Below are 22,828 nucleotides of genomic sequence, written 5' to 3' on the forward strand. Positions count from 1 at the left end.
ATCAGCCGCCGAGCGCGTCTTCGAGGAAGGCTTCGAGCTGTGCGAGATGCTTCGACATCTGGCCCGTCGCAGGCGAAGCCGCTGCCGGCCGGCCCGTGTAACGAACGCGCTGATACTTCGCATCGATATGCGCCAGAACCCATTCCAGATACGGGTCGATGAACGACCACGCACCCATGTTCTTCGGCTCTTCCTGGCACCAGACCATTTCCGCGTTGCGGAAGCGGGAGAGCTCGTTGATCAGGGCCTTGGCCGGGAACGGATAAAGCTGTTCGATGCGCAGCAGGTAGATGTCGTCGATGCCGCGCTTTTCGCGCTCCTCGAGAAGGTCGTAATAGACCTTGCCGGTGCAGAGCACGACGCGACGGATCTTGGCATCCTTCTGCAGCTTGATCGGGCCATCCTTGATGACCTCTGCATCGTCCCAGAGCAGGCGATGGAAGGAGGATTCGCCGGCCATTTCGGCAAGCGTCGAGGTAGCCCGCTTGTGGCGCAGCAGGGACTTCGGCGTCATCAGGATCAGCGGCTTGCGGAAATCGCGCTTCGTCTGCCGGCGCAGGATGTGGAAGTAGTTGGCCGGCGTCGTGACGTTGGCGACCTGCATGTTGTCTTCGGCGCACATCTGCAGCCAGCGCTCGAGGCGTGCCGAAGAGTGTTCCGGGCCCTGGCCTTCATAACCGTGCGGCAGCAGGCAGACGAGACCGGACATGCGCAGCCACTTGCGTTCGCCCGACGAGATGAACTGGTCGAACACGACCTGCGCACCGTTGGCGAAGTCGCCGAACTGAGCTTCCCAGAGGGTCAGCGCATTCGGGCGGGCAAGCGAATAGCCGTATTCGAAGCCGAGGACCGCCTCTTCCGAAAGCATCGAGTTGATGACTTCGTAACGGGCCTGGGTCGGCGCCAGGTTGGCGAGCGGAATGTAGCGCTCTTCGGTGTCCTGATCGTAGAGAACCGAGTGGCGCTGCGAGAACGTGCCGCGTTCGCAATCCTGGCCGGACAGGCGGATCTTGGTGCCTTCGACCGCGAGCGAACCGAATGCCAGGGCTTCCGCCATGGCCCAGTCGATGCCTTCGCCGGTCTCGACCATCTGGGCGCGGTTTTCCATGAACCGCTTGATGGTGCGGTGAGCGTTGAAGCCTTCCGGAATGGTCGACAGCTTGCGGCCGATCTCGCGCAGTTCCTTCATCGGCATCGCGGTCTTGCCGCGGCGCTGTTCGTCGGCATTGTCGGCCGAGCGCAGGCCCGACCACTGGCCGTCCAGCCAGTCGGCCTTGTTCGGCTTGTAGCTCTGGCCGGCCTCGAACTCGGTTTCGAGATTGGCGCGCCAGTCGGCCTTCATCTTCTCGAATTCGCCGTCGGTGAGGAGAGCTTCGGCGATCAGGCGGTCGGCATAGATCTGCGCGACAGTCTTGTGGGCGCGGATGACCTTGTACATCTTTGGCTGCGTGAACGCCGGCTCGTCGCCTTCGTTATGGCCGAAGCGGCGGTAGCAGAACATGTCGATGACCACCGGCTTGTGGAACTTCATCCGGTATTCGGTCGCGATCTTGGCGGCATAGACGACCGCTTCCGGATCGTCGCCGTTGACGTGGAAGATCGGCGCCTCGATCATCTTGGCGACGTCGGACGGGTAGGGCGACGAGCGCGAGAAGGCCGGATTGGTGGTGAAACCGATCTGGTTGTTGATGATGACGTGCATCGTGCCGGCGACGCGATGACCGCGCAGGCCCGAAAGGCCGAGGATTTCAGCCACGACGCCCTGGCCGGCGAAGGCCGCATCGCCGTGCAACAGCAGCGGCAGAACCTTGGAACGCTCCTTGAGGGGGATGATGTCGCCTTCCCAGACTTTGGCACGCATGTCCTGCTTGGCGCGCGCCTTGCCCATGACGACCGGGTTGACGATTTCCAGATGCGAAGGGTTGGCCGTAAGCGACAGGTGCACGGTGTTGCCGTCGAATTCGCGGTCGGAAGAAGCGCCGAGATGGTACTTCACGTCGCCCGAGCCTTCGACTTCGTCGGGCTTGAACGAACCGCCCTTGAACTCGTGGAACACTGCGCGGTGCGGCTTGCCCATGACGTTGGTCAGAACGTTCAGGCGGCCCCGGTGGGCCATGCCGACGATGACTTCTTCCAGACCGTCCTGGCCGCCGCGCTTGATGATCTGTTCGAGCGCGGGGATCAGCGATTCGCCGCCGTCGAGGCCGAAACGCTTGGTGCCCTTGAAGCGGACGTCGAGGAACTGTTCGTAACCTTCCGCTTCCACCAGCTTCTGAAGGATCGCCTTCTTGCCGTTGGCGGTGAATTCGACGCCCTTGCCGGGGCCTTCGATGCGCTCCTGGATCCAGGATTTCTCTTCCGGATTGGAGATATGCATGAATTCGACGCCGAGCGTCGAGCAATAGGTGCGTTCGAGGATCTCGATCATCTCGCGGAGCGTCGCGTATTCGAGGCCGAGCACGTTGTCGATGAAAATCTTGCGGTCGTAGTCCGCTTCCGTGAAGCCGTAAGCTGTCGGCGAAAGCTCGTTATAATCCTCGACCGCGCTGGCAATGCCGAGCGGATCGAGCTTGGCATGCAGGTGGCCCCGCATGCGATAGGCGCGGATCATCATGATGGCGCGCACGGAATCCCGCGTCGCCTGCAGCACATCGGTTTCGTTGACCGGCTTGCCGGTCGCAGCAGCAGTCGCTTCCGCCTTTGCCTTCACCTTGGTTTCGATCGCCTTTTCGACGATCGGCCAGTTGCCGTCGAGCGCCGAGACCAGCTCGCCGTTGGCCGTGATCGGCCAGTTCTTGCGCTGCCAGGAGGCACCCTTCGCCGCCGCCTTCACATCGTCCGGATTGTCGGCGAGCGCCTTGAAGAAGGCCTGCCATTCCGGCGCGACGGATGTCGGGTCGTCCTCGTAACGAGCATGAAGCTGCTCGATATAGGCCGCGTTCTGTCCGTCGAGGAAAGAGGTGATGAGGAACTGCTCGTTGGCTTCTTGCCGTGCCATGGTTATCTGCGGGCGCCGCGCCCGCCTCCTGACGTAATCGGAGCCAGAATATATCTCCGGCCTCCGCATTTTCTTGGTCTTCGTCTTGGTACCGAACCGCGCTTGGCGGTCGCGCGTCTCCCGAAATTGAGAGACGCAAAACATGGACAGGCGAAACAATGTGGCGCTTCGCCTGTCCGAAGCTTGTCGGATCAATCGCCACCTATCTATCTAGGCGGCGAGTGTCCTTTATGTGGCGTCAGCCCTTGAGGACTTCAACCAAGGTCTTGCCGAGACGGGCCGGGGACGGCGACACCTTGATGCCTGCCGATTCCATTGCCGCGATCTTCGATTCTGCGTCGCCCTTGCCGCCGGAAACCACTGCACCGGCATGGCCCATCGTGCGGCCCTTCGGAGCGGTGCGGCCCGCGATGAAGCCGGCCATCGGCTTGCTGCGACCCTTCTTGGCTTCGTCCTTCAGGAACTGCGCCGCGTCTTCTTCGGCCGAGCCGCCGATTTCGCCGATCATGATGATCGAGGTCGTGGCTTCGTCAGCGAGGAACATCTCGAGCACGTCGATGAACTCGGTGCCCTTGACCGGGTCGCCGCCGATGCCAACAGCGGTGGTCTGGCCGAGGCCTTCGTTCGAGGTCTGGAACACGGCTTCGTAGGTCAGCGTGCCCGAGCGGGAAACGATGCCGACCGAGCCCTTGCGGAAGATCGAGCCCGGCATGATGCCGATCTTGCATTCTTCCGGGGTCAGGATGCCCGGGCAGTTGGGGCCGAGCAGCCGCGACTTGGAGCGGTCGAGGCGAGCCTTGACGCGGACCATGTCCATGACCGGGATGCCTTCGGTGATGCAGGTGATGAAGGGAACTTCGGCTTCGATCGCTTCGATGATCGCGTCCGCGGCGCCTGCCGGCGGAACGTAGATCACGGTCGCGTCGGCGCCGGTCCGTTCCCTGGCTTCGGCAACCGAGGTGAAGATCGGCAGCGCCGTGCCGTCGACGCCGGACGACCACGATTCGCCACCCTTCTTGGGATGAACGCCGCCCACCATCTTGGTGCCGTAGTAGCCGAGCGCCTGTTCCGTGTGGAAGGTGCCGGTCTTCCCGGTCAGGCCCTGGACGATGACCTTCGTGTCTTTGTTAACGAGAATAGACATTGATTCCGGTCCTTCCAGGTTAGGCTTCGATCGCCGCGACGATCTTCTTCGCCGCGTCGTCAAGATCGTCAGCCGCAGTGATCGCGAGACCGGACTCGTTGAGGATTTTCTTGCCGAGTTCGACATTGGTGCCTTCGAGGCGCACCACCAGCGGAACCTTCAAGCCGACCTCCTGAACCGCAGCGACAACGCCTTCGGCGATGACGTCGCAGCGCATGATGCCGCCGAAGATGTTGACGAGGATGCCCTCGACCTTCGGGTCCGCGGTGATGATCTTGAAGGCCGCAGCCACCTTCTCCTTGCCGGCGCCGCCGCCGACGTCGCAGAAGTTGGCAGGCTCCTTGCCGTAGAGCTTGATGATGTCCATCGTCGCCATGGCGAGACCGGCACCGTTGACCATGCAGCCGATATTGCCGTCGAGCGCGACATAGGCGAGGTCCCACTTCGAGGCCTCGATTTCCTTGGCGTCTTCTTCGGTCTCGTCGCGCAGCGCCTTGACGTCGTCGTGGCGGAAGAGCGCATTGCCGTCGAACGACATCTTCGCGTCGAGAACGCGCAGGTGGCCGTTCTTCATGACGATCAGCGGATTGATCTCGAGAAGGGCCATGTCCTTCTCGTTGAAGGCCTTGTAGAGCAGCGGGAAGAGCGACTTCGCATCTTCGCCGGCAGCGCCGTCGAGTTCCAGAGCCTTGGAGATCGCAGCGATGTCCGCAGCCGTCACGCCGGCTTCCGGGTCGATGGCGATCGTCTGGATCTTTTCAGGCGTGTCGTGGGCAACGGCTTCGATGTCCATGCCGCCTTCGGTCGAAACGACGAATGCGACGCGGCCGACCGAACGGTCGACCAGCAGCGAGCAATAGAGTTCGCGGGCGATGTCGGCGCCGTCTTCGATGTAGAGGCGATTGACCTGCTTGCCGGCTTCACCGGTCTGCGCGGTCACCAGCGTGTTGCCAAGCATTTCCTTGGCATGCGCCTTGGCTTCCTCGATCGAGAAGGCGAGGCGAACGCCGCCCTTGGCGTCGGGGCCGAGTTCCTTGAACTTGCCCTTGCCGCGGCCGCCCGCGTGGATCTGGCTCTTGACGACATAGAGCGGACCCGGCAGCGACTTCGCAGCAGCCTCGGCCTCGTCAGCCTTGAGGATCGCGACACCTTCCGCAACCGGCGCGCCATAGCCCTTCAGCAGAGCCTTGGCCTGATATTCATGAATGTTCATGGGTTTATCCCTGTTTCGATGACTTCAGCGCGTCAATTACTTGAGAGCCGGGGCGATGTTGATGCAGGCCTCGCAGAGGCTGGCGACGGCGCCGACAGACTTCTGGAAGGCGGCTTCTTCGTCCTTGTTGAACTCGACCTCGATGATGCGCTCGATGCCGCCGGCGCCGATGATCGTCGGAACGCCGACATACATGTCCTTGACGCCGTACTGGCCGGAGAGATAGGCGGCAGCCGGCAGAACGCGCTTCTTGTCCTTGAGGAAGGATTCGGCCATTTCGATCGCCGAGGCGGCCGGCGCGTAATAGGCCGAACCGGTCTTCAGCAGGCCGACGATTTCGGCGCCGCCGTCACGGGTGCGCTGGATGATTTCTTCGAGACGTTCCTTGGTGACCCAACCCATCTTGACGAGGTCGGTAAGCGGCACGCCGCCGACGGTCGAGTAACGGGCGAGCGGCACCATCGTGTCGCCATGGCCGCCGAGAACGAAGGCGGTGACGTCCTGGACGGAGACGTTGAATTCTTCGGAAAGGAAGAGGCGGAAGCGGGCGCTGTCGAGCACGCCGGCCATGCCGACGACCATGTTCTTCGGCAGGCCCGAGAACTTCTGGAGAGCCCAGACCATCGCGTCGAGCGGGTTGGTGATGCAGATCACGAAGGCGTTCGGGGCATATTTCTTGATGCCGGCGCCGACCTGTTCCATGACCTTCAAGTTGATGCCGAGCAGGTCGTCGCGGCTCATGCCCGGCTTGCGGGCGACGCCGGCGGTGACGATGCAGACATCGGCGCCTTCGATAGCCGCGTAGTCGCTGGCGCCGGAAAGCTTGGCATTGAAGCCCTCGACCGGGCCGGACTGGGCGATATCGAGGCCTTTGCCCTGCGGGATGCCGTCAGCGATGTCGAAGAGGACGATGTCGCCCAATTCCTTCAGGCTGGCGAGATGTGCCAGCGTTCCACCGATCATGCCAGAACCAATAAGTGCGATCTTCTTGCGCGCCATCGAAAAGCTTCCTTTCGAGATCCGAATTCATGGCAGACTACGGCTCGCCTACCAACGTGCCAGACCGCATACCGCCATCCGCCCAAAATGGCAATCGATTATTTCCGGCCCAATTTTTTCAATCGGTTAGATGTTAAAAATCTTACGTAAACGTAAGATTTTTTGTCACCAAACCGTTAAAGTCAGCGGCGCTTTTCCTGATGCAGTGCAAGATAGTCGGGGCTGCGCATCTCAAAAAGACGCGAGACGGTGCGGTCGAACTCGAAGCCTTCTGTGCCTTTTCGCTCCAGGAGGATATGTTCCGGCGCGGTCGCCGCGGAAATATAGAGCCGGACCGCGTGATCGTAGAGCGCATCGACGAGGTTGATCAGCCGCTTGGTTTCGTTGCGCTTCTCCGGCCCGAGCTGCGGAACGCGCTCGACGAAGATTGCGTCGAAGCGAGCGGCGAGCGCCAGATAGTCCGACGCCCCGAGCGGCTTGCCGCAGATGTCCTTGAAATCGAAGCGCGCCGCCCGCCCGGCGGCGGAGGGCACGTGGATGCTGCGGCCCTTCATGGGGATCTCGGCAGGCGCCGCCTTCTTGCCTTCGGTCACCTGGTGCCAGGCGGATTCCATCGCGGCGTCGGCGCGCGCATCGAGCGGCGTCACGTAGACCGGCAGGCTTGCTTGCTTCTGCATGCGGTAGTCGTTGGGCGAGTCGAGGGTGACCACGTCCACGTAGCGGTTGAGAAGCGCGATGAACGGCAGGAACAGCCCGCGGTTCAGCCCGTCCCTGTAGAGATCGCCGGGGGCCACGTTGGAGGTCGCGACCAGCACGCAACCGAGCCCGAACAGCTCCGTGAACAGCCGCGCCAGGATCATCGCATCGGTGATGTCGGTGACCGAGAATTCGTCGAAGCAGAGAAGCTCGGCTTCCGCGAAGAGGGCGGCAGCGACCGGCGGCACCGGATCGGCCTGCTTCGTCTCGCCGCGCTTCAGCGTCTGGCGATGGTCGTGAATGCGATTATGCACATCCGCCATGAACTCGTGGAAATGCGCCCGGCGCTTCTTTGTGGTCGGCGCCTTCTTGAAGAACATGTCCATCAGCATGGTCTTGCCGCGCCCGACGCTGCCATGCACGTAGAGTCCGCGGATTTCGCGCGGCCGGCCACCGCCCTTGGCGAAAAGCCAGCCGAGCGCACTTTTCTTCTTCGCAGGCCCCGTCTCGCGAAGGCAGGTCAGCAGATGGTCGAGCTTGGCGGCAACCGCCAGCTGGGCTGCGTCGGCGGTCAGCACACCCGACACAGTCAAAGCCTTCAGCTCCTCGCCGACGCTCGTCGTGTATTCGGGAATGGGTTCCAACCGGACGCCCTCGATACTGTGGGGACCGCCTAGCGGCTGAGGCTGACCGGCTGGCCGGAGTTCATCGTACCGTCGAAGCGGTTCTCGGCGCTCTTGTAGACGCGTCCGATCACGTCGCCGGCCCGGTTCTTGAACTGGACCATCTTGCCCGACACGTCCCAGGAACCCATCGCCGTCAGTTCGCCGGCACAGCCACGGGTGCCGCCGCGCGAACCGCCGCCGAGATTGGTGAGTGTCAGGAACATGTCGCAGGACGAACCGGAATTGGACACACGCCAATTGCCGACCATCGCTTCCTTCTTGATGTCGAGCGCAGTCGCAGGCGGTGCGGCATTGGCCGACGCCATGGCAGGATTTGCGCCGGGCGCGCTCGGGAACTGGGAGGAACCCGCAGCGCCGGGAGGCGGCGGCAGCTGGCCGCCCTGAACGGACGGCACCGGCTGCGCCTGAAGCGGCGCCGGCTGAGAGGGTTGGGCGGGCAGATCGCTATAAGGGCTATAGGAGGTGCGCTGGCAACCGGCCAGTGCCAAGGCAAGAACAAGTCCCGTCGCCACGTATCTGAACTGCATCATCTAACTCCTGCTTTCAGCTTGACCCGCCACCGATGCCACTGAATTGAGACCGAATTATCGTAAACCACCTTGGTTAATCAAGTCGTATTGGAACAATTCGGCATGGCTGACCCAAGAAGAATGCTGCGATGCATCCGGTCCCGGCGACGCGGGGACCGAATGCGGCATCAAATTGTCGAGAACGCCTCAGACGCGGCGCTCGACCATCATCTTCTTGATTTCGGCAATCGCCTTGGCCGGGTTCAGGCCCTTGGGGCAGGTCTGGGCGCAGTTCATGATCGTGTGGCAGCGATAGAGCCGGAAGGGATCCTCGAGATTGTCGAGGCGCTCGCCCTTGGCTTCGTCGCGGCTATCGATCAGCCAGCGATAGGCCTGCAGCAGGGTGGCCGGGCCGAGGTAACGGTCGCCGTTCCACCAGTAGCTCGGACAGGAGGTCGAGCAGCAGGCGCAGAGAATACACTCGTAGAGGCCGTCGAGCTTCTGGCGGTCTTCGTGGCTCTGCTTCCATTCCTTGGCCGGCGGCGGCGAAACCGTCTTCAGCCAGGGCTCGATCGAGCGGTGCTGGGCGTAGAAGTTGGTGAGGTCCGGAACCAGGTCCTTGACGACAGGCATATGCGGCAGCGGATAGACCTTCACGGTGCCCTTCACGTCGTCCATGCCCTTGGTGCAGGCGAGCGTGTTGGTGCCGTCGATGTTCATGGCGCAGGAGCCGCAGATGCCCTCGCGACAGGAGCGGCGCAGCGTCAGCGTCGGGTCGATATTGTTCTTGATGTAGAGCAGACCGTCGAGAACCATCGGGCCGCAATCGTCGACATCGATATAATAGGTGTCGATGCGCGGGTTCTGGCCGTCATCCGGGTTCCAGCGGTAGATGCGGAATTCCCGGACGTTCTTGGCGCCTGCCGGCTTCGGCCAGGTCTTGCCTTCGGTCATCTGAGAGTTCTTGGGAAGAGCGAGTTCAACCATGGTAAGATCCTAGTTTGCCGACAGGAATTCTGTCTTCACATAACCCTTGCAACCACCGAACAGAGCATTGCTCGCGCGGACGAAAGCCACTGCTCCAGACCGCTCCAGTACTTCCGCCCGAGTGCCCGGATCGACTATGCAAGCGAGGTCCTTGGACATGAACTGATTGCCAACAGCCAGGGAACTATGCGCGGCTTTGGCCGCCTTGGCCGAATTCCAAACTCCAACATCGTTGAAACTGGCCGCCGTGGTGCTACCCGGCGCGCGCAACTTGTAGCGATCGGCCGTCAGGGCAGAAGACGCCACCGTTAGAGTAATCGCGACGACCGACAGAAAGACCGTTTTTTTCATTCTAGTACACTCGTGCCTTCGGCTCGATCTTGTACGGATCGATGCCTTCGGCGATGAGCTCGGTGTGAACCGGGCGATAGTCGAGCTTGACGTCGCCGTTGTCGCTGACCCAGGCGAGCGTGTGCTTGCGCCAGTTCTCGTCGTCGCGGCCGCCGAACGGGCCGGACGTGTAGTCCTCGCGGGCGTGGGAGCCGCGGCTTTCCTTGCGGGCTTCCGCGCCGACCACCGTGGCGATCGCGTTCGCCATCAGGTTTTCGAGTTCCAGCGTCTCGACCAGGTCCGAGTTCCAGATCATCGAACGGTCTGTGACCTTGATGTCCTTCAGCTCGCCCCAGATCGCCGACATGCGCTTGCAGCCCGATTCCAGCGATTCCTGCGTACGGAACACGGCGGCGTCGTCCTGCATGGTGCGCTGCATCTTGTCGCGCAGCACCGCGGTCGGCGTGCCGCCGTTGGCGTTCCGCAGGCGGTCGAAACGCTCCATGATCTTGTCGCAGGCGGTGATGTTGAGCGCCGGGATCGGCTCGGCCTTGTTGATCACCTCGCCGGCGCGGATCGCCGCGGCGCGGCCGAAGACCACGAGGTCGATCAGCGAGTTGGAGCCGAGGCGGTTGGCGCCGTGAACCGAGGCGCAGCCCGCTTCGCCGACGGCCATCAGGCCGGGCAGCAGGCGTTCCGGATTGTTGCTGTCGGCATTGAGCACTTCACCCCAGAAATTGGTCGGGATGCCGCCCATGTTGTAGTGGACGGTCGGAAGAACCGGGATCGGCTCGCGGGTCACATCCACGCCTGCGAAAATCTTGGCGCTCTCGGAAATGCCCGGCAGACGTTCGTGCAGAACGGCCGGATCGAGATGGTCGAGATGCAGGAAGATATGGTCCTTGTTCTTGCCGACGCCGCGGCCTTCGCGGATTTCCAGCGTCATGCAGCGGGAAACCACGTCGCGGGAAGCGAGGTCCTTGGCCGACGGCGCGTAACGCTCCATGAAGCGCTCGCCCTCGGAATTGACGAGGTAACCGCCTTCGCCGCGTGCGCCTTCGGTGATCAGACAGCCGGAGCCGTAGATGCCGGTCGGGTGGAACTGCACGAATTCCATGTCCTGCAAAGGCAGGCCCGCGCGAGCCACCATGCCGCCGCCGTCGCCGGTGCAGGTATGGGCAGACGTTGCCGAGAAATAGGCGCGGCCGTAACCGCCGGTCGCCAGCACCACCATCTTGGCGGCAAAGCGATGGATGGTGCCGTCGTCGAGATTCCAGGCGACGACGCCGGTGCAGCGTCCGTCGTCAGACATGATCAGGTCGAGCGCGAAATATTCGATGAAGAATTCCGCGTTGTTCTTCAGCGACTGGCCGTAAAGCGTGTGCAGGATGGCGTGGCCGGTACGGTCTGCCGCAGCGCAGGTGCGCTGCACCGGAGGGCCGGCGCCAAAGTTCTGCATGTGGCCGCCGAACGGGCGCTGATAAATCTTGCCTTCTTCGTTACGGGAGAAGGGCACGCCGTAGTGCTCGAGTTCGTAGACCGCCTTCGGTGCTTCCATGACCATGTACTGCATGGCATCGACGTCGCCGAGCCAGTCGGAACCCTTGACGGTGTCGTAGAGGTGCCACTGCCAGCTATCCGGCGTCATGTTCTGCAGCGAGGCGGCAATGCCGCCCTGGGCTGCCACGGTGTGCGAGCGGGTCGGGAAGACCTTGGTGATGCAGGCGGTCTTGAAACCCTGTTCGGCCATGCCGAGCGTGGCGCGCAGGCCAGCGCCGCCGGCGCCGACGACGATCACGTCATAGGAATGGTCGACATAGGTGTAGGCCTTGCCGTTCTGGGCGATGGGGGTGACGGATGCCATGACGGGGTTATCCTGCAAATGCGATTTTCAGGACGGCGAAAAGACAGAGGCCGCCCACCGCGAGGGAAAAGAAGGCGTTGAGGATCAGAAGAACGATCTTCGTGATTTCGGAATGGATATAGTCCTGGATGATCTCTTCCATGCCGAGACGCATGTGGATGATGCTGGCGATGACCGTCAGCCCGTTGATCGTTGCGACGAAGGGATTGGCGAGCGCGCCGACCACTTCGGCATAAGGCCTGCCGCCATAGGCGATCAGGAAGACGACATAGAAGAGGAGAAGCGGGACGAGGGCGAGCGACGTGGTCCGAACACGCCAGAAATGCTCCGTGCCGCTCTTGGCCGAGCCGAGGCCGCGAACTTTTCCGAGAGGAGTGCGCATATCCATGATCGATCCCCTCAGCGAACGATGAGCACGATCGCCCAGACCAGAACGGTCAGCGCGATGGAAGCCACGAGATTGGCCTTGGCGAGCATGGTCGAGAATTCCTTCTCGAACCCGTAGCCGATATCCCACATGATGTGGCGCAGGCCGCCGAGCAGATGGTGAAGAAGGGCCCAGGTATAACCGAACAGGACGATCTGGCCGATGATCGAGCCGAACAGCCAGTTGACCTGGTTGAAATATTCCTCGCCGGACGCGGCCGCGATCAGCCAGGCGGCGACCAGCAGCGTGCCGAAGTAGAGCGCCGCACCGGTAATGCGGTGAACGATCGACATCGCCATGGTGGGAATAAATTTGTAGATTTGAAGATGCGGCGACAGGGGCCGGTTATTTGTCACATTCGCCATCAGAACCTCGCGGCGTCGTATGCGGTATCAAGAGCGGGTGCCCGGCAATGCACGCGATGCCGAAGAAATGTGCATTGCATCATGGGCGTGGTTTAATCGTACGAATGTCGGACGACAAGAACAATTCAAACGGATTTCCAATTTAATCGATTGTGGCTTTCTCGGGGCTGATGCGGTTCAAACCCGGCTGTCACATTAACTACACTTTCGAAAGATTTCGTTGCCGCCGGGACGGGAGGAGCCGTTTTATGATAACGTTTCGTTAATCATATCCTCCGGAGTTTCGCCATGATCGCGAATCGCATCAAGCCTGTCCTGGTCGCCGCGGCGTTTTTTGCGTCGCTCGCAACCGTCGCCAATGCCCGCGACGGCCGGAGCGATGCCGACAGCAGCGTCTACCGGCTGGCAGGCAATCGCTGGACGGAACGGGAGGACCGCGCGTCGGACGTGGAAAGCTTCCGCGTCTTCTATACCGGCACGGCGTCCTTCGTCCGCCGGCTCGGCATTTTCAGCGGGCCGCTGCAGGCTCCCCCGATCCCCGATTTCGGTATCCATTTCGCGCGCTATTTTTCGGAAGACTACTGGTGGGCGCAGGAAGGCCGCGTGGTGCTCGCGCCCAAGGCCAAGATCATCGATGTCGACAGCGGCCTGCGCGGTTTCGGAAACGCCTGCTCCTACGAATCCGGCGTCTGCGTCATCCGCGGCGGGAACTGAGGGGCTGAGACGAGTTCGGCGGCACCATCGCAGCATGAGCCACCGCAAATCGTTTCACGATGTACGGACGTCATATTGAAGGCGATTGCCTTCGATTTCCAGCTGATGGGCTGCCGCCCAATGGGCAAGCTGATGCGCGGTCTCCGCCAGCGAGTGCCCGAGCGGCGTCAAAGTGTATTCGACCTGCGGCGGGGTGCTGTGGTGAACGGTACGTTCGACCATACCGTCGCGCTCGAGCGTCTTGAGTGTCCGCGTCAGCATCTGCTGTGAAATACCGCTGACATACCGCTTGATCCCGTTGAAACGTCGTGAACCCGACATCAATGCAACGACGACCTGGATCGTCCATTTGTCACCCACCCGGCTTAGAATCTCGCCGACAGCTTTGCAGTCGGCTCCTGCCGGCTTGGTGGTCACATCCATCTGACCAGCTCCTAAAAATATGCTTTTGACGGGTATTATTTGGTCACATAAATGGCTGTGGTCAACATTGTAGACCTTCCCCCGCTAAATCATTGCTGAGGCAGGCCTATCGCAAGGAGACCACCATGAACCTTTTCTACTACCCTGCGGCCTGCAGCCTGGCCGATCATATCGCCCTCATCGAGGCCGGAATTGCCTACAAGCTCCTCAGCATAAACCGTGAAAAGAAGACCGAGGACGGCCGAGATTTCTTGTCGATCAACCCGAAGGGCTACATCCCGACCCTTGAGCTCGATGACGGAACGATCCTGACGGAAAACCAGGTCATCCTGAACTATATTGCCGAACGGAGCGGCAAGCTTCTGCCAGAAGGCGGCATTGCCCGGTGGCGGACGCTGGAGGCACTCGCCTTCATGTCGTCCGAAATCCATGCGAACTATGTCCCCTTCTTCAAGGACTTCCCGGAACCGGAGAAGGTGCGTGCCCGCGAAAAGCTTGCGAAAGCCTTCACCATCCTTGCGGACCAGATGGGCGACAGGAAATTCCTGATCAGCGACGAGATGACGATTGCCGACTGCTATTTGTTCTGGGTTCTGATGGTTGCGCCCAGGAGCGGCGTCGAACTGCCGGCTCGCCTGCGCAACTGCTTCGAGCATATGAAGATGCGTCCGTCTGTGATCCAGGCGTTCGCCGAGGAGGGATTGGCCTGATCACCCGGCGATAAAGCAAATCGGCAGCACAAGCTCCGCACCAACTACCCAAACCGCCAGACGGTCGTTTCCTTCACCTCGCTGTCTTCCAGCGCCCGGGTGACCGGCACCTGATAGACCGCCAGCGACTTGAGCCTGTCCTTCGGAAGGTAGCTGCGGCCGGGATCGCCGACCAGGACCAGCTTTCCCTCGCTCGCAAGCCGCGTCAACCAGGGGATCAAGGCGGCCGCAAAATCGCGGTCGTAGAAGACATCGCCGGCCAGGATGACATTCGCCTCGACAGCCTTGCCGATCTGGTCGTCGGCGGTGGTGCGCATCGCCACTCCGTTCTCCGCAGCATTCAGCGTTATGGCGCTCGCAGCCCAGGGATCGATATCCGCGGCCAGCACGTCGGCGGCGCCGGCGAACCGGGCGGCAATCGCTACCAGGCCGGAGCCGCTGGCGAAATCGAGCACACTTTTGCCCACGACCGTTTCCGGATGATCGAGGATATAGCGCGCTAGCCCCTGCCCGCCCGCCCAGGCAAAAGCCCAGAACGGCGGCGGCAGGCCGATTTCCTCCAGGTCTTCTTCCGTCTTCAGCCAGAGGTCATGCGCCTCGCTCGCCAAGCGCAGCCGGATTTCCGGCACATGCGGCGGGCTCATGAGAACCGTGTTTTGGAGGATGAAGGTCCGGGGATCGGTCTTCAAGGTAGCTTCAGGCCGGCGCTTTCGGCGGATTGTCGAGACCGCCGAGTTTGCAGATCTCGAAATATTCCTCGTCAGTCACCGGCTGCACCGAAAGCCGCATCGACGTCACCAGCGACATCTTCTCGAACTTCGGGTTCGCCTTGATATCCTTCAGCGTCACCGGCGTCGGCATGTCGGTCACCGCGCGGATATTGACGCAATCCCACTTCGGATCGCCTTTGGCGCTCGAATCGGGATGGGACAGCGCGCAGACCTCGACGATGCCGACGATCTCCAGCCCGTCATTCGAATGGTAGAAGAAGCCCTTGTCGCCGATCTTCATGGCCCGCATGTTGTTGCGCGCCAGATAATTGCGCACGCCGGTCCATTCGGTGCCCTTTTCGCCCGCCGCCTTCTGCTGCTCCCAGGACCAGGACGACGGTTCGGATTTGTAAAGCCAATATGCCATCTGTCGCCTCACTCCGGCTTGTTGAAGACCCAGTTCCAAGCCTTCACTTCGACCTTCTCGAACAGGCCGGCCAGGTAATAGGGATCGGCTTCGGCGATCAGGCGGGCGGCGGCCATGTCGGCGGCTTCGACGACCACGAGGCTGCCGTTCGGCTTGCCGTCCTCATCGAGGAACGGGCCTGCGAACTTCAGCACACCCTCTGCATTGAGCTTGTTCAGATGCTCCAGATGGGTGGGGCGGGTTTCCATCCGGACGTTCAGATGGCCGGGCTTGTCGGTGCACAGAAACGCAAACAGCATCAGTCTCTCCTTGCATGATCCTTTTGGGGGAATGTCTTATTCGGTGGTGATCGGCCGGGTCATCAGCTGTTCCATGGCCGTCATGATATCGAGCTTGCCGTCGATGATATCGGCCACCGCGTGGGTGACCGGCAGTTCGACCGAAAATTTCTTGCCCAGACGCGCCGCGACGGATGCCGCAAACGCCCCTTCGACCAGCGGTCCGCCGGCCTGAGTGCCCTCGCCTCTGCCGAGCGCGATGCCGAAACGCAGGTTGCGCGATTGATGGCTGGTGCCGGTCAGCACCAGGTCGCCGAGGCCCGACAAACCCCGCACCGTATCCGCCTTGCCGCCCATCGCCTCGACCAGCCGCGACATTTCCGCAAGACCGCGCGAGATCAGTGCGGCGCGCGCCGATTCGCCGAGCCCGGCGCCTTCGATGATGCCGCAGGCGATAGCCAGCACGTTCTTCAGCGCGCCGCCGAGCTGAACACCGATCCGGTCGGTGGAAGCATAGAGGCGGAAGGTGCGGCTGGAGAGCGCGTTGGCGAGCCGTTCCGCCAATGCCTCATCCCCCGCCGCAATCGCCATCGCCGTCGGCAGGCCCCGGGCGATATCGGCCGCAAAACCCGGCCCCGAAAGCACCGCGACCGGATGATGCGGCAATTCCGCCTCCAGCAGCTCGGTCAGCAACCGGCCGGAAGACCTGTCGATGCCCTTGGCGCAGGTGACGACCACCGCGCCGTCGGCAAGATAAGGACCGTAATGCCGCGCCGCATCCGCCTGCGCCTGCGAGGGCATGGCGAAGAGCACGAGGCTTGCCTCGCCGATCGCATCCGGCTCGGCGGAAAACTCCAGCGCATCCGGCAGGGGCACGCCGGGAAGTGCGGCATCATGCACCCGGTCGTCGCGCAGATCGCTCATCAGCGAAGGATCGCGGCCGATCAGGGTGACCGGATGCCGGCCTTCCAGCGAAATCACGGCGGCAAGCGCGGTCCCGAAGGCGCCGGCGCCGATGACGACGATTTTCTCCGCACCGCTCATGCCTTGGCTCCTCGCTTGCCGGACCCGAGCAGGGTCTTGGCGTCCTTGTCGAGCGGCCAGCGCGAACGCGGGGCCACGTCGAAACCGTCGGTCGGCAGTTCCTCCGCCATCCGCTCGAGCCCCGCCCAGGCGATCATCGCCGCATTGTCGGTGCAGAGTCTCAGCGGCGGCGCGATGAAGCGGAAACCGTTTTCGATGCAGAGCGCCTGCAGCGTCCGGCGGATTTCCTGATTGGCGGCAACCCCGCCGGCGACGACCAGCGCCCGGTCGACATCGAGATGCGCGAATTCCTGTTTGAAGCGCGCCAGCCCGCGGCCGATGCGGTCGCGCAGTGTCCGGGAAATCGCCTTCTGGAACGAGGCGCAGATATCGGCGACATCCTGCTCGCTCAAGGGGGCGATCTCGGTCGCCGCCTGCCGCACCGCCGTCTTGAGGCCCGAGAAGGAAAAGTCGAGCCGCGCTTCGCCGACCAGCGGCCGCGGCAGCGAGAACCGGTCCGGATTGCCTTTCAAAGCCGCCTTCTCGACAGCCGGCCCGCCGGGATAGGGCAGACCGAGCAGCTTTGCCGTCTTGTCGAAGGCCTCGCCGAGCGCATCGTCGATCGTCGTGCCCCAGCGCTCGTATTCGCCGACGCCGCGCACCAGCACCAGCTGGGTGTGACCGCCGGACACGAGCAGCATCAGGTAGGGAAAGGAAAGCCCGTCGGTCAGCCGCGCCGTCAGCGCATGGCCTTCGAGGTGGTTGATCGCCAGCAGTGGTTTGCCGGCCGCCCGCGCGATCGCCTTGGCGGTCATCAGCCCGACGATCAGCCCGCCGATCAGGCCCGGTCCGGAGGTCGCGGCGACCGCATCGATCTCGTCGAGCGACACATTGGCGCGCGCCAGCGCTTCCTCGATCAGTCCGTCCAGCGCCTCGACATGCGCGCGCGCCGCGATCTCCGGCACGACGCCGCCATAGGCGCTGTGTTCGTCGAGCTGCGAAAGCACGATGTCGGAGAGGATTTCGCCGCGGCCGTCCTCATGGCGCGCGACGACGGAAGCCGCCGTCTCGTCGCAGCTAGTTTCAATGCCGAGGATGCGAAGAAAGGTCGCCATACGCCTATCGATAATTGCGATGCCGGATAAACCGGTCTACGAAAGCCTCCGGTAACAATGGAATGACGCGGATGCAAACAAAACCTTTCCGGATCGGCACGCGCGGCAGCCCGCTGGCGCTCGCACAGGCTTCCGAAACGCGCGCACGGCTGATGACGGCGCATGGCCTGCCGGAGGACATGTTCGAGATCGTCGTGCTGTCCACCACTGGCGACCGCATCACCGACCGGGCGCTGACCGAGCTCGGCGGCAAGGGCCTGTTCACCCAGGAACTGGAGGAAGGGCTGATCTCCGGCGATCTCGATTTCGCCGTCCATTCCTCGAAAGACATGCCGACCAAGCTGCCTGACGGCCTGCGTCTCGCCGCCTACCTGCCCCGCGAGGATTTTCGCGATGCGTTTATCGGCCGCACCGCCCATACGCTGGCAGCACTTCCGGATGGCGCCACCGTCGGCTCCTCGTCGCTGCGCCGCCAGGCGCTGATCCGCCGCATCCGTCCGGACATCGAGGTCATCACCTTCCGCGGCCTCGTCGAAACGCGGCTGCGCAAGCTGAGCGAAGGCCAGGTGGATGCGACCCTGCTTGCCTATGCTGGGCTCAAGCGCCTCGCCAAGCAGGATGTCGTCACCGAACTGCTCGATCCGCAGGACTTTCCCCCTGCACCGGCGCAGGGCGCGATCTGCGTCGAAAGCCGTGTCAGTGACGCCCGCATCGACGCGCTTCTCGACCCGATCAACGATCGCCCGACCTATGACGCGGTCTCCTGCGAACGCGCCTTCCTGGCAGCCCTCGACGGTTCCTGCCGCACCCCGATCGGCGGTTACGCCATCTGCGAAGGCGACCACCTGAAATTCTCAGGACTGATCCTGACGCCGGATGGTCGAAAGGAACATTCGATCGAGACCGAAGGCAAACGCGCCAACGCGGAAAAGCTCGGCCGCCAGGCCGGCGAAGCCGTTCGCGCGGCGGCCGGCGCCGATTTTTTCGAAGGCTGGTCGTAAAGCGATGCGGGTCGTCGTTACCCGCCCCGAAAGCTCGGCCCGGCGCACTGCCGAGCGACTGCAAGACCTCGGCCATCAGCCGGTCCTGCTGCCGCTGACCAGGGCGATCCATCATCCGGAAGTCGCCGAGGCCGCGCTCGCCAGCCGCCATTCCGCGCTGGCCGTCACCAGCGCCGAGGCCCTGCGCGTGCTGTCCGCGTTGGGCGAGCGTCTCATCCCATTTCTCGGCCAAACCCTCTTTGCCGTTGGCGAAACGACGGCAAAGGCTGCCGAAGATGCCGGCTTCCGGAATATTCGCCGCGGGCCCGGCACAGGCGCCGAACTCGCGAAAATCATCGCAAGCGATGCACCTTCGTTCGACGCTCCGCTGCTCTATCTTGCCGGCAGGCCGCGCTCGACAAAATTCGAAGATGGCCTGCACGCGGCGGCGGTACCGTTCCTAACCGCAGAAATCTACGAAATGACACCCATCGCCTACGATGAAGCTTATGTTCGCGGCACGCTCCTCGATCCGCCGGCGGATGCCGTGCTTCTCTATTCGCGGGAAAATACCCGGCTTTTCTGCGATTTCGCTGCGCTGCACCTTCAGGAACTCGCGTCCCTACGGTTCCTCTGCCTCAGCGACAATGTCGCCGAAATCATTCCGCGGGAATTCCATAGAAATATCAAGATCGCCAGCCACCCTGACGAGGATGGGGTATTGGCACTCCTTTAGTCGAGGTGTGGCGCCAAAATCCCGCCCGCCCCTTTCTTTCCTAAGACCCACCCACTAGTTTCCTGTGAGCGCATGCAAAAAGAGGTCGAGATGGTACCGGAACAACCACCCCGCCGATCCAAGACGGACAAGGAGCCGGTCACGATCGACTTGACCGCCGAGCAGTCTGATGTCGTCGCCGAGCCCGTCCGCAGCAACGACACCGACGACGCGGTGAGCGCCACGGAACCCGCCGAAGACATTTCCGCAATGGGCGAAGAGCCGGCCAAGCCCGAGCCGACGGAAGAACCGGAATCCGGCTCCTCGGCCGCAGACGAGCCGCGTTATGACGATCCCTGGTCTGCCGCCGCCCAGAGCGAACCGCAACCCGCAACCGTGGCGCCCGAACCAGAATCGACACCCGCCCCGCACCATCGCCCGAGCCCTGCCACGTCGACGTTGATCGCGGCCGGCATTTTCGGCGGCATCGTCGCGTTGCTGCTGGCCGGCAGCATGCAATATGCCGGTTACCTGCCCGGCGCCACGCCCGCCCCGGCGGCCTCAAACACGGCCGGCCTCTCCTCCGAGATCGCCGCACTGCGCCAGGAAATCGCAGCGCTCAAAAACCGGCCTGCCGCAGCAGCGGCCCCCGATGCCGCGCTCGCCAGCCGGGTTGCGGCTCTTGAATCAGCGCCCCGGGCGTCGAACGGTGCCAGCGAACAGGCGCTTGGCGCCCTGAAGGCCGATCTCGACCGGCTCCGCGCCACCGTCCAGTCGGCGGCGAGCGCTAATTCCGGTCTCGCCCAGCGCCTGGACCAGGCCGAGGCCAAGCTGAACGACCGCGGCCCGGAACAGCAGGTCGCACGCGCCGTCGCAGCCGCCGCCCTCAAGGCCGGCATCGATCGCGGCGGCCCGTTCGAAACCGAACTGCAGACCTTCGTGACCGTCGCCGGTGACGATCCCGCCGTCGCCGACCTGCAAAAGTTCGCGTCAGCCGGCGTGCCCGCGCGCGCCGAACTGCAGCGCGATTTCCCCCGCATTGCCGATGCCATGCTGGAGGCGACCGTCCAGTCGGACCCGAACGAGGGCATTGCCAGCCGGCTGCTTTCCTCCGCCATGTCGGTGGTCAAGGTTCGCCGGGTCGGCGACGTCCAGGGCGAAACACCGGATGCGGTCGTCGCCCGCATGGAAAATGCGCTGCGCAACGGCGATCTCCAGGCCTCCGCCCGTGAGTGGGATGCGCTGCCGGAACCGGCAAAGGCGGTTTCGCGCGATTTCAAGCAGAAGCTCGATGCCCGCATTCAGGTGGAAAATCTCGTGGGCGGAACGCTGACGCGCGCCGTCGCCGGCACCCAAGGCTGAGGACGGAAGAACCGGATGGTCAGACTTTTCATTTTTCTCGTTGTGGTGCTGGCTCTCGGCTGGGGTTTCTCCTGGCTTGCGGATCGCCCCGGCCTGATTTCCATCACCTGGCAGGGCAAGCTGATCGAAATGAGCCTGATGGTGGCCACGACCGCCATGGTCGCGCTGGTCGGCGCCGCAATGCTCCTCTGGTGGATCGTCGGCGTGGTCTGGACCTCGCCCTATTCCGTCCGCCGTTATTTTCGCGCCCGCAAGCGCGACCGTGGTTACCAGGCGCTGTCGACCGGTCTGATCGCCGCCGGCGCCGGCAATGCGTTGCTCGCCCGCAAGATGAGCCTTCGCACCCGCGGCCTGATCAGCGCCGATCAGGAACCCCTGATCCATCTCCTCGAAGCCCAGGCAGCCCTGATCGAAGGCAAGCACGACGAAGCGCGCAAGAAGTTCGAGCAGATGGCCGAGGATCCGGAAACCCGCGAACTGGGCCTGCGCGGCCTCTACATGGAAGCCCGCCGGCTCGGCGCCAACGAGGCCGCCCGCCAATATGCCGAAAAGGCCGTCGAACACGCGCCCTACCTGCCCTGGGCTGCCCAGGCGACGCTCGAATCCCGCAGCCAGGCCGGCCGCTGGGACGATGCGATCCGCCTGCTCGACCAGCAGCGCATGGCCAATATACTCGAAAAGCCGCAGGCCGAACGCTGGAAGGCCGTGCTCCTGACCGCCAAGGCAAACGACCGGCTGGAAGGCGATCCGAAGGGCGCCCGCGACGATGCGATGGCAGCCCTGAAGCTCGCCAAGGATCTCGTGCCCGCCGCCGTCATCGCCGCCAAGGCCTGGCTGCGCGAGGACAACGTCCGCAAGGCCGCGTCCACCCTCGAAGGTGTCTGGAAGCTCGGCCCGCATCCGGAAATCGCCGGCGCCTATATCCGCGCCCGCAGCGGCGACAGCACCGTCGACCGGCTGAAACGCGCCGAAAAGCTCGAGGCGATGCGCCCCAACAATGTCGAATCGCTGCTGGCCGTGGCCCAGGCCGCGCTCGATGCCCAGCAATTCAAGAAGGCGCGTGCCAAGGCGGAAGCCGCCGCCCGCATGCAGCCGCGGGAGGCCGTCTACCTGTTGCTCGCCGATATCGAGGAAGCCGAAACCGGCGACCAGGGCCGCGTTCGCCACTGGATGGCGCAAGCGTTGCGCGCACCGCGGAACCCCGCCTGGGTCGCCGATGGTTTCGTCTCGGAAAAATGGCTGCCGCTCTCTCCGGTGACCGGCCGGCTCGATGCTTTCGAGTGGAAGGCGCCGTTCGACCAGCTCGAAGGCCCGGTCGAGGAAGGTTCGCTCGCGGCCGATACCGCGATCGCCAGCCTGCCGCCTGTCACGATCAGCGAGGCGAAGACCGACACGGCGACAGAAGAGCCCCCCAAGCCTATTCTGGTCGAGGTCAAGCCGGCCCCGCAGGAGGCAAAGCCCCCTCAGAAGGAGTTAGCTGTTGCAGCAAAAACACCAGCCCCGGCGAATGTGACGCCGAAGGACGGAAAATCCCCTGAAAATGAGGAGGAACCCGTTCCCTTTTTCGGCCGCCCGCCGGATGATCCGGGTGTGAAAGATCCCGATGCCGCGCAGCCCACAACGAGGCTCCGGCTGTTCTAGAATGGCGAGGGCCTGGAGATAGATGTTAGATCGCATTCAGGCCTTCCTCCAAACTCTGACAGGGTCTCACCATACGCAAGAATTCGCCCCCGATGATCCGCGGGTGGCGTTTGTCGCGCTCTGTTTCCAGGTAATGGAGGCGGATGGCAACGTCTCGCCCCGGGAACAGCAGAAGTTTCGCGACCTGCTGCGCGAACGTTACGACTTGAGCGAGGATCGCCTGAAGGCTTTGATCGAGGTCGGCCATCAGGCCGGCAGCGAGGCGGTTGACTATTACCGCTTCACTTCCGATCTTAGAAAACATCTCGTCGACGAAGAGGACCGCGTCGAGCTTCTCGGCATCCTCTGGGATATCGTTTATGCCGACGGCCAGCGCAGCGAGATCGAAGATCACGTGATCTGGAGGATCGCCGATCTTCTGGGCGTCTCGGCGCGCGACAGGGTTCTGGAGCGCCAGCAGGCCGCCGCCCGTGCAACCGGAGGAGATGAGGGAGGAGACTGAGGACGTTGTT

The 22,828-nt window shown here is 63.1% G+C and carries 24 protein-coding genes; 7 read left to right on the forward strand and 17 right to left on the reverse strand.

Going from position 1 to position 22,828, the window contains the following annotated elements; genetic code table 11:
- Nucleotide 1 precedes the first annotated feature (1 nt).
- The 11 genes from ACSQ3G_RS17865 to sdhC all read right to left on the reverse strand — a co-directional run bounded on the left by ACSQ3G_RS17865 (nucleotide 2) and on the right by sdhC (nucleotide 12,218).
- Nucleotides 2-2,998, reverse strand: a complete 2,997-nt coding sequence (locus ACSQ3G_RS17865; protein ID WP_105404625.1) for a 2-oxoglutarate dehydrogenase E1 component — start codon at nucleotides 2,996-2,998, stop codon at nucleotides 2-4.
- Nucleotides 2,999-3,236: 238 nt separating this feature from the next.
- On the reverse strand, nucleotides 3,237-4,142 hold the full coding sequence (gene sucD / locus ACSQ3G_RS17870; RefSeq protein WP_046665078.1) for a succinate--CoA ligase subunit alpha: 906 nt from the start codon (nucleotides 4,140-4,142) through the stop codon (nucleotides 3,237-3,239).
- A gap of 19 nt (nucleotides 4,143-4,161) precedes the next feature.
- Nucleotides 4,162-5,355, reverse strand: coding sequence for an ADP-forming succinate--CoA ligase subunit beta (gene sucC, locus ACSQ3G_RS17875; RefSeq protein ID WP_046665079.1), 1,194 nt, complete (start codon nucleotides 5,353-5,355; stop codon nucleotides 4,162-4,164).
- Between the two features lie 36 nt (nucleotides 5,356-5,391).
- Nucleotides 5,392-6,354 carry a malate dehydrogenase gene (gene mdh, locus ACSQ3G_RS17880; RefSeq protein WP_038590813.1) on the reverse strand — a complete coding sequence of 321 codons (963 nt, stop codon included), beginning with the start codon at nucleotides 6,352-6,354 and terminating at the stop codon, nucleotides 5,392-5,394.
- Nucleotides 6,355-6,536: 182 nt separating this feature from the next.
- Nucleotides 6,537-7,694 (reverse strand): cell division protein ZapE, encoded by a 1,158-nt coding sequence (zapE, locus tag ACSQ3G_RS17885; RefSeq protein WP_436110989.1) that lies wholly within the window; start codon nucleotides 7,692-7,694, stop codon nucleotides 6,537-6,539.
- A 29-nt stretch (nucleotides 7,695-7,723) separates the two neighbouring features.
- A complete protein-coding gene (locus tag ACSQ3G_RS17890; RefSeq protein ID WP_105431231.1) occupies nucleotides 7,724-8,263 on the reverse strand; it encodes a protease inhibitor Inh/omp19 family protein in 540 nt (179 codons plus the stop codon).
- A 189-nt stretch (nucleotides 8,264-8,452) separates the two neighbouring features.
- Complete coding sequence (locus tag ACSQ3G_RS17895; protein WP_007757759.1) at nucleotides 8,453-9,232, reverse strand: succinate dehydrogenase iron-sulfur subunit; 780 nt, start codon at nucleotides 9,230-9,232, stop codon at nucleotides 8,453-8,455.
- Between the two features lie 9 nt (nucleotides 9,233-9,241).
- On the reverse strand, nucleotides 9,242-9,583 hold the full coding sequence (locus tag ACSQ3G_RS17900) for a succinate dehydrogenase (RefSeq protein ID WP_105422617.1): 342 nt from the start codon (nucleotides 9,581-9,583) through the stop codon (nucleotides 9,242-9,244).
- Between the two features lies 1 nt (nucleotide 9,584).
- Nucleotides 9,585-11,426 (reverse strand): succinate dehydrogenase flavoprotein subunit, encoded by a 1,842-nt coding sequence (sdhA, locus tag ACSQ3G_RS17905; protein WP_436110990.1) that lies wholly within the window; start codon nucleotides 11,424-11,426, stop codon nucleotides 9,585-9,587.
- 7 nt (nucleotides 11,427-11,433) lie between these two features.
- Entirely contained in the window at nucleotides 11,434-11,814 is a 381-nt protein-coding gene (sdhD, locus tag ACSQ3G_RS17910) for a succinate dehydrogenase, hydrophobic membrane anchor protein (RefSeq protein ID WP_105404581.1), read from the reverse strand.
- An 11-nt stretch (nucleotides 11,815-11,825) separates the two neighbouring features.
- On the reverse strand, nucleotides 11,826-12,218 hold the full coding sequence (gene sdhC, locus ACSQ3G_RS17915; RefSeq protein WP_046637443.1) for a succinate dehydrogenase, cytochrome b556 subunit: 393 nt from the start codon (nucleotides 12,216-12,218) through the stop codon (nucleotides 11,826-11,828).
- A 288-nt stretch (nucleotides 12,219-12,506) separates the two neighbouring features.
- Here sdhC and ACSQ3G_RS17920 point away from each other — a divergent pair, with 288 nt between their 5' ends.
- Nucleotides 12,507-12,932, forward strand: coding sequence for a hypothetical protein (locus ACSQ3G_RS17920; protein ID WP_436110991.1), 426 nt, complete (start codon nucleotides 12,507-12,509; stop codon nucleotides 12,930-12,932).
- A 54-nt stretch (nucleotides 12,933-12,986) separates the two neighbouring features.
- Here the strand turns inward: ACSQ3G_RS17920 and ACSQ3G_RS17925 are convergent, their stop codons facing one another.
- The gene (locus tag ACSQ3G_RS17925) at nucleotides 12,987-13,355 is read right to left on the reverse strand and encodes a winged helix-turn-helix transcriptional regulator (protein WP_436110992.1); all 369 of its coding nucleotides are present in this window, start codon (nucleotides 13,353-13,355) and stop codon (nucleotides 12,987-12,989) included.
- 125 nt (nucleotides 13,356-13,480) lie between these two features.
- Here ACSQ3G_RS17925 and ACSQ3G_RS17930 point away from each other — a divergent pair, with 125 nt between their 5' ends.
- Entirely contained in the window at nucleotides 13,481-14,065 is a 585-nt protein-coding gene (locus ACSQ3G_RS17930; protein WP_436110993.1) for a glutathione S-transferase N-terminal domain-containing protein, read from the forward strand.
- A 44-nt stretch (nucleotides 14,066-14,109) separates the two neighbouring features.
- Here ACSQ3G_RS17930 and ACSQ3G_RS17935 read toward each other — a convergent pair whose 3' ends face one another.
- Genes ACSQ3G_RS17935 through tsaD form a run of 5 tightly spaced genes read right to left on the reverse strand, consistent with a single transcriptional unit; the run spans nucleotide 14,110 to nucleotide 17,618 of the window.
- Entirely contained in the window at nucleotides 14,110-14,754 is a 645-nt protein-coding gene (locus ACSQ3G_RS17935; RefSeq protein ID WP_436110994.1) for a class I SAM-dependent methyltransferase, read from the reverse strand.
- A gap of 7 nt (nucleotides 14,755-14,761) precedes the next feature.
- Nucleotides 14,762-15,202, reverse strand: a complete 441-nt coding sequence (locus ACSQ3G_RS17940) for an EVE domain-containing protein (RefSeq protein WP_436110995.1) — start codon at nucleotides 15,200-15,202, stop codon at nucleotides 14,762-14,764.
- Between the two features lie 8 nt (nucleotides 15,203-15,210).
- Complete coding sequence (locus ACSQ3G_RS17945; protein WP_105404574.1) at nucleotides 15,211-15,501, reverse strand: YciI-like protein; 291 nt, start codon at nucleotides 15,499-15,501, stop codon at nucleotides 15,211-15,213.
- A 36-nt stretch (nucleotides 15,502-15,537) separates the two neighbouring features.
- Nucleotides 15,538-16,524 carry an NAD(P)H-dependent glycerol-3-phosphate dehydrogenase gene (locus tag ACSQ3G_RS17950; RefSeq protein ID WP_436110996.1) on the reverse strand — a complete coding sequence of 329 codons (987 nt, stop codon included), beginning with the start codon at nucleotides 16,522-16,524 and terminating at the stop codon, nucleotides 15,538-15,540.
- The gene (tsaD, locus tag ACSQ3G_RS17955) at nucleotides 16,521-17,618 is read right to left on the reverse strand and encodes a tRNA (adenosine(37)-N6)-threonylcarbamoyltransferase complex transferase subunit TsaD (protein ID WP_436110997.1); all 1,098 of its coding nucleotides are present in this window, start codon (nucleotides 17,616-17,618) and stop codon (nucleotides 16,521-16,523) included. Before tsaD ends, ACSQ3G_RS17950 begins: the two co-directional genes overlap by 4 nt.
- Before the next feature lie 71 nt (nucleotides 17,619-17,689).
- On the opposite strand from tsaD, the gene hemC reads away from it, so the two are divergent.
- The 5 genes from hemC to ACSQ3G_RS17980 all read left to right on the forward strand — a co-directional run bounded on the left by hemC (nucleotide 17,690) and on the right by ACSQ3G_RS17980 (nucleotide 22,818).
- Entirely contained in the window at nucleotides 17,690-18,619 is a 930-nt protein-coding gene (hemC, locus tag ACSQ3G_RS17960; protein ID WP_105441143.1) for a hydroxymethylbilane synthase, read from the forward strand.
- A 4-nt stretch (nucleotides 18,620-18,623) separates the two neighbouring features.
- The gene (locus tag ACSQ3G_RS17965; RefSeq protein WP_436110998.1) at nucleotides 18,624-19,334 is read left to right on the forward strand and encodes a uroporphyrinogen-III synthase; all 711 of its coding nucleotides are present in this window, start codon (nucleotides 18,624-18,626) and stop codon (nucleotides 19,332-19,334) included.
- A gap of 90 nt (nucleotides 19,335-19,424) precedes the next feature.
- Nucleotides 19,425-20,675 (forward strand): COG4223 family protein, encoded by a 1,251-nt coding sequence (locus ACSQ3G_RS17970; protein ID WP_436110999.1) that lies wholly within the window; start codon nucleotides 19,425-19,427, stop codon nucleotides 20,673-20,675.
- A gap of 15 nt (nucleotides 20,676-20,690) precedes the next feature.
- A complete protein-coding gene (locus tag ACSQ3G_RS17975) occupies nucleotides 20,691-22,316 on the forward strand; it encodes a heme biosynthesis protein HemY (protein ID WP_436111000.1) in 1,626 nt (541 codons plus the stop codon).
- Between the two features lie 22 nt (nucleotides 22,317-22,338).
- Nucleotides 22,339-22,818 (forward strand): tellurite resistance TerB family protein, encoded by a 480-nt coding sequence (locus ACSQ3G_RS17980; protein WP_436111001.1) that lies wholly within the window; start codon nucleotides 22,339-22,341, stop codon nucleotides 22,816-22,818.
- Nucleotides 22,819-22,828 lie beyond the last annotated feature (10 nt).

This window comes from Neorhizobium tomejilense, from assembly GCF_964254135.1.
GTDB classification, from domain to species: Bacteria; Pseudomonadota; Alphaproteobacteria; order Rhizobiales; family Rhizobiaceae; genus Neorhizobium; species Neorhizobium tomejilense.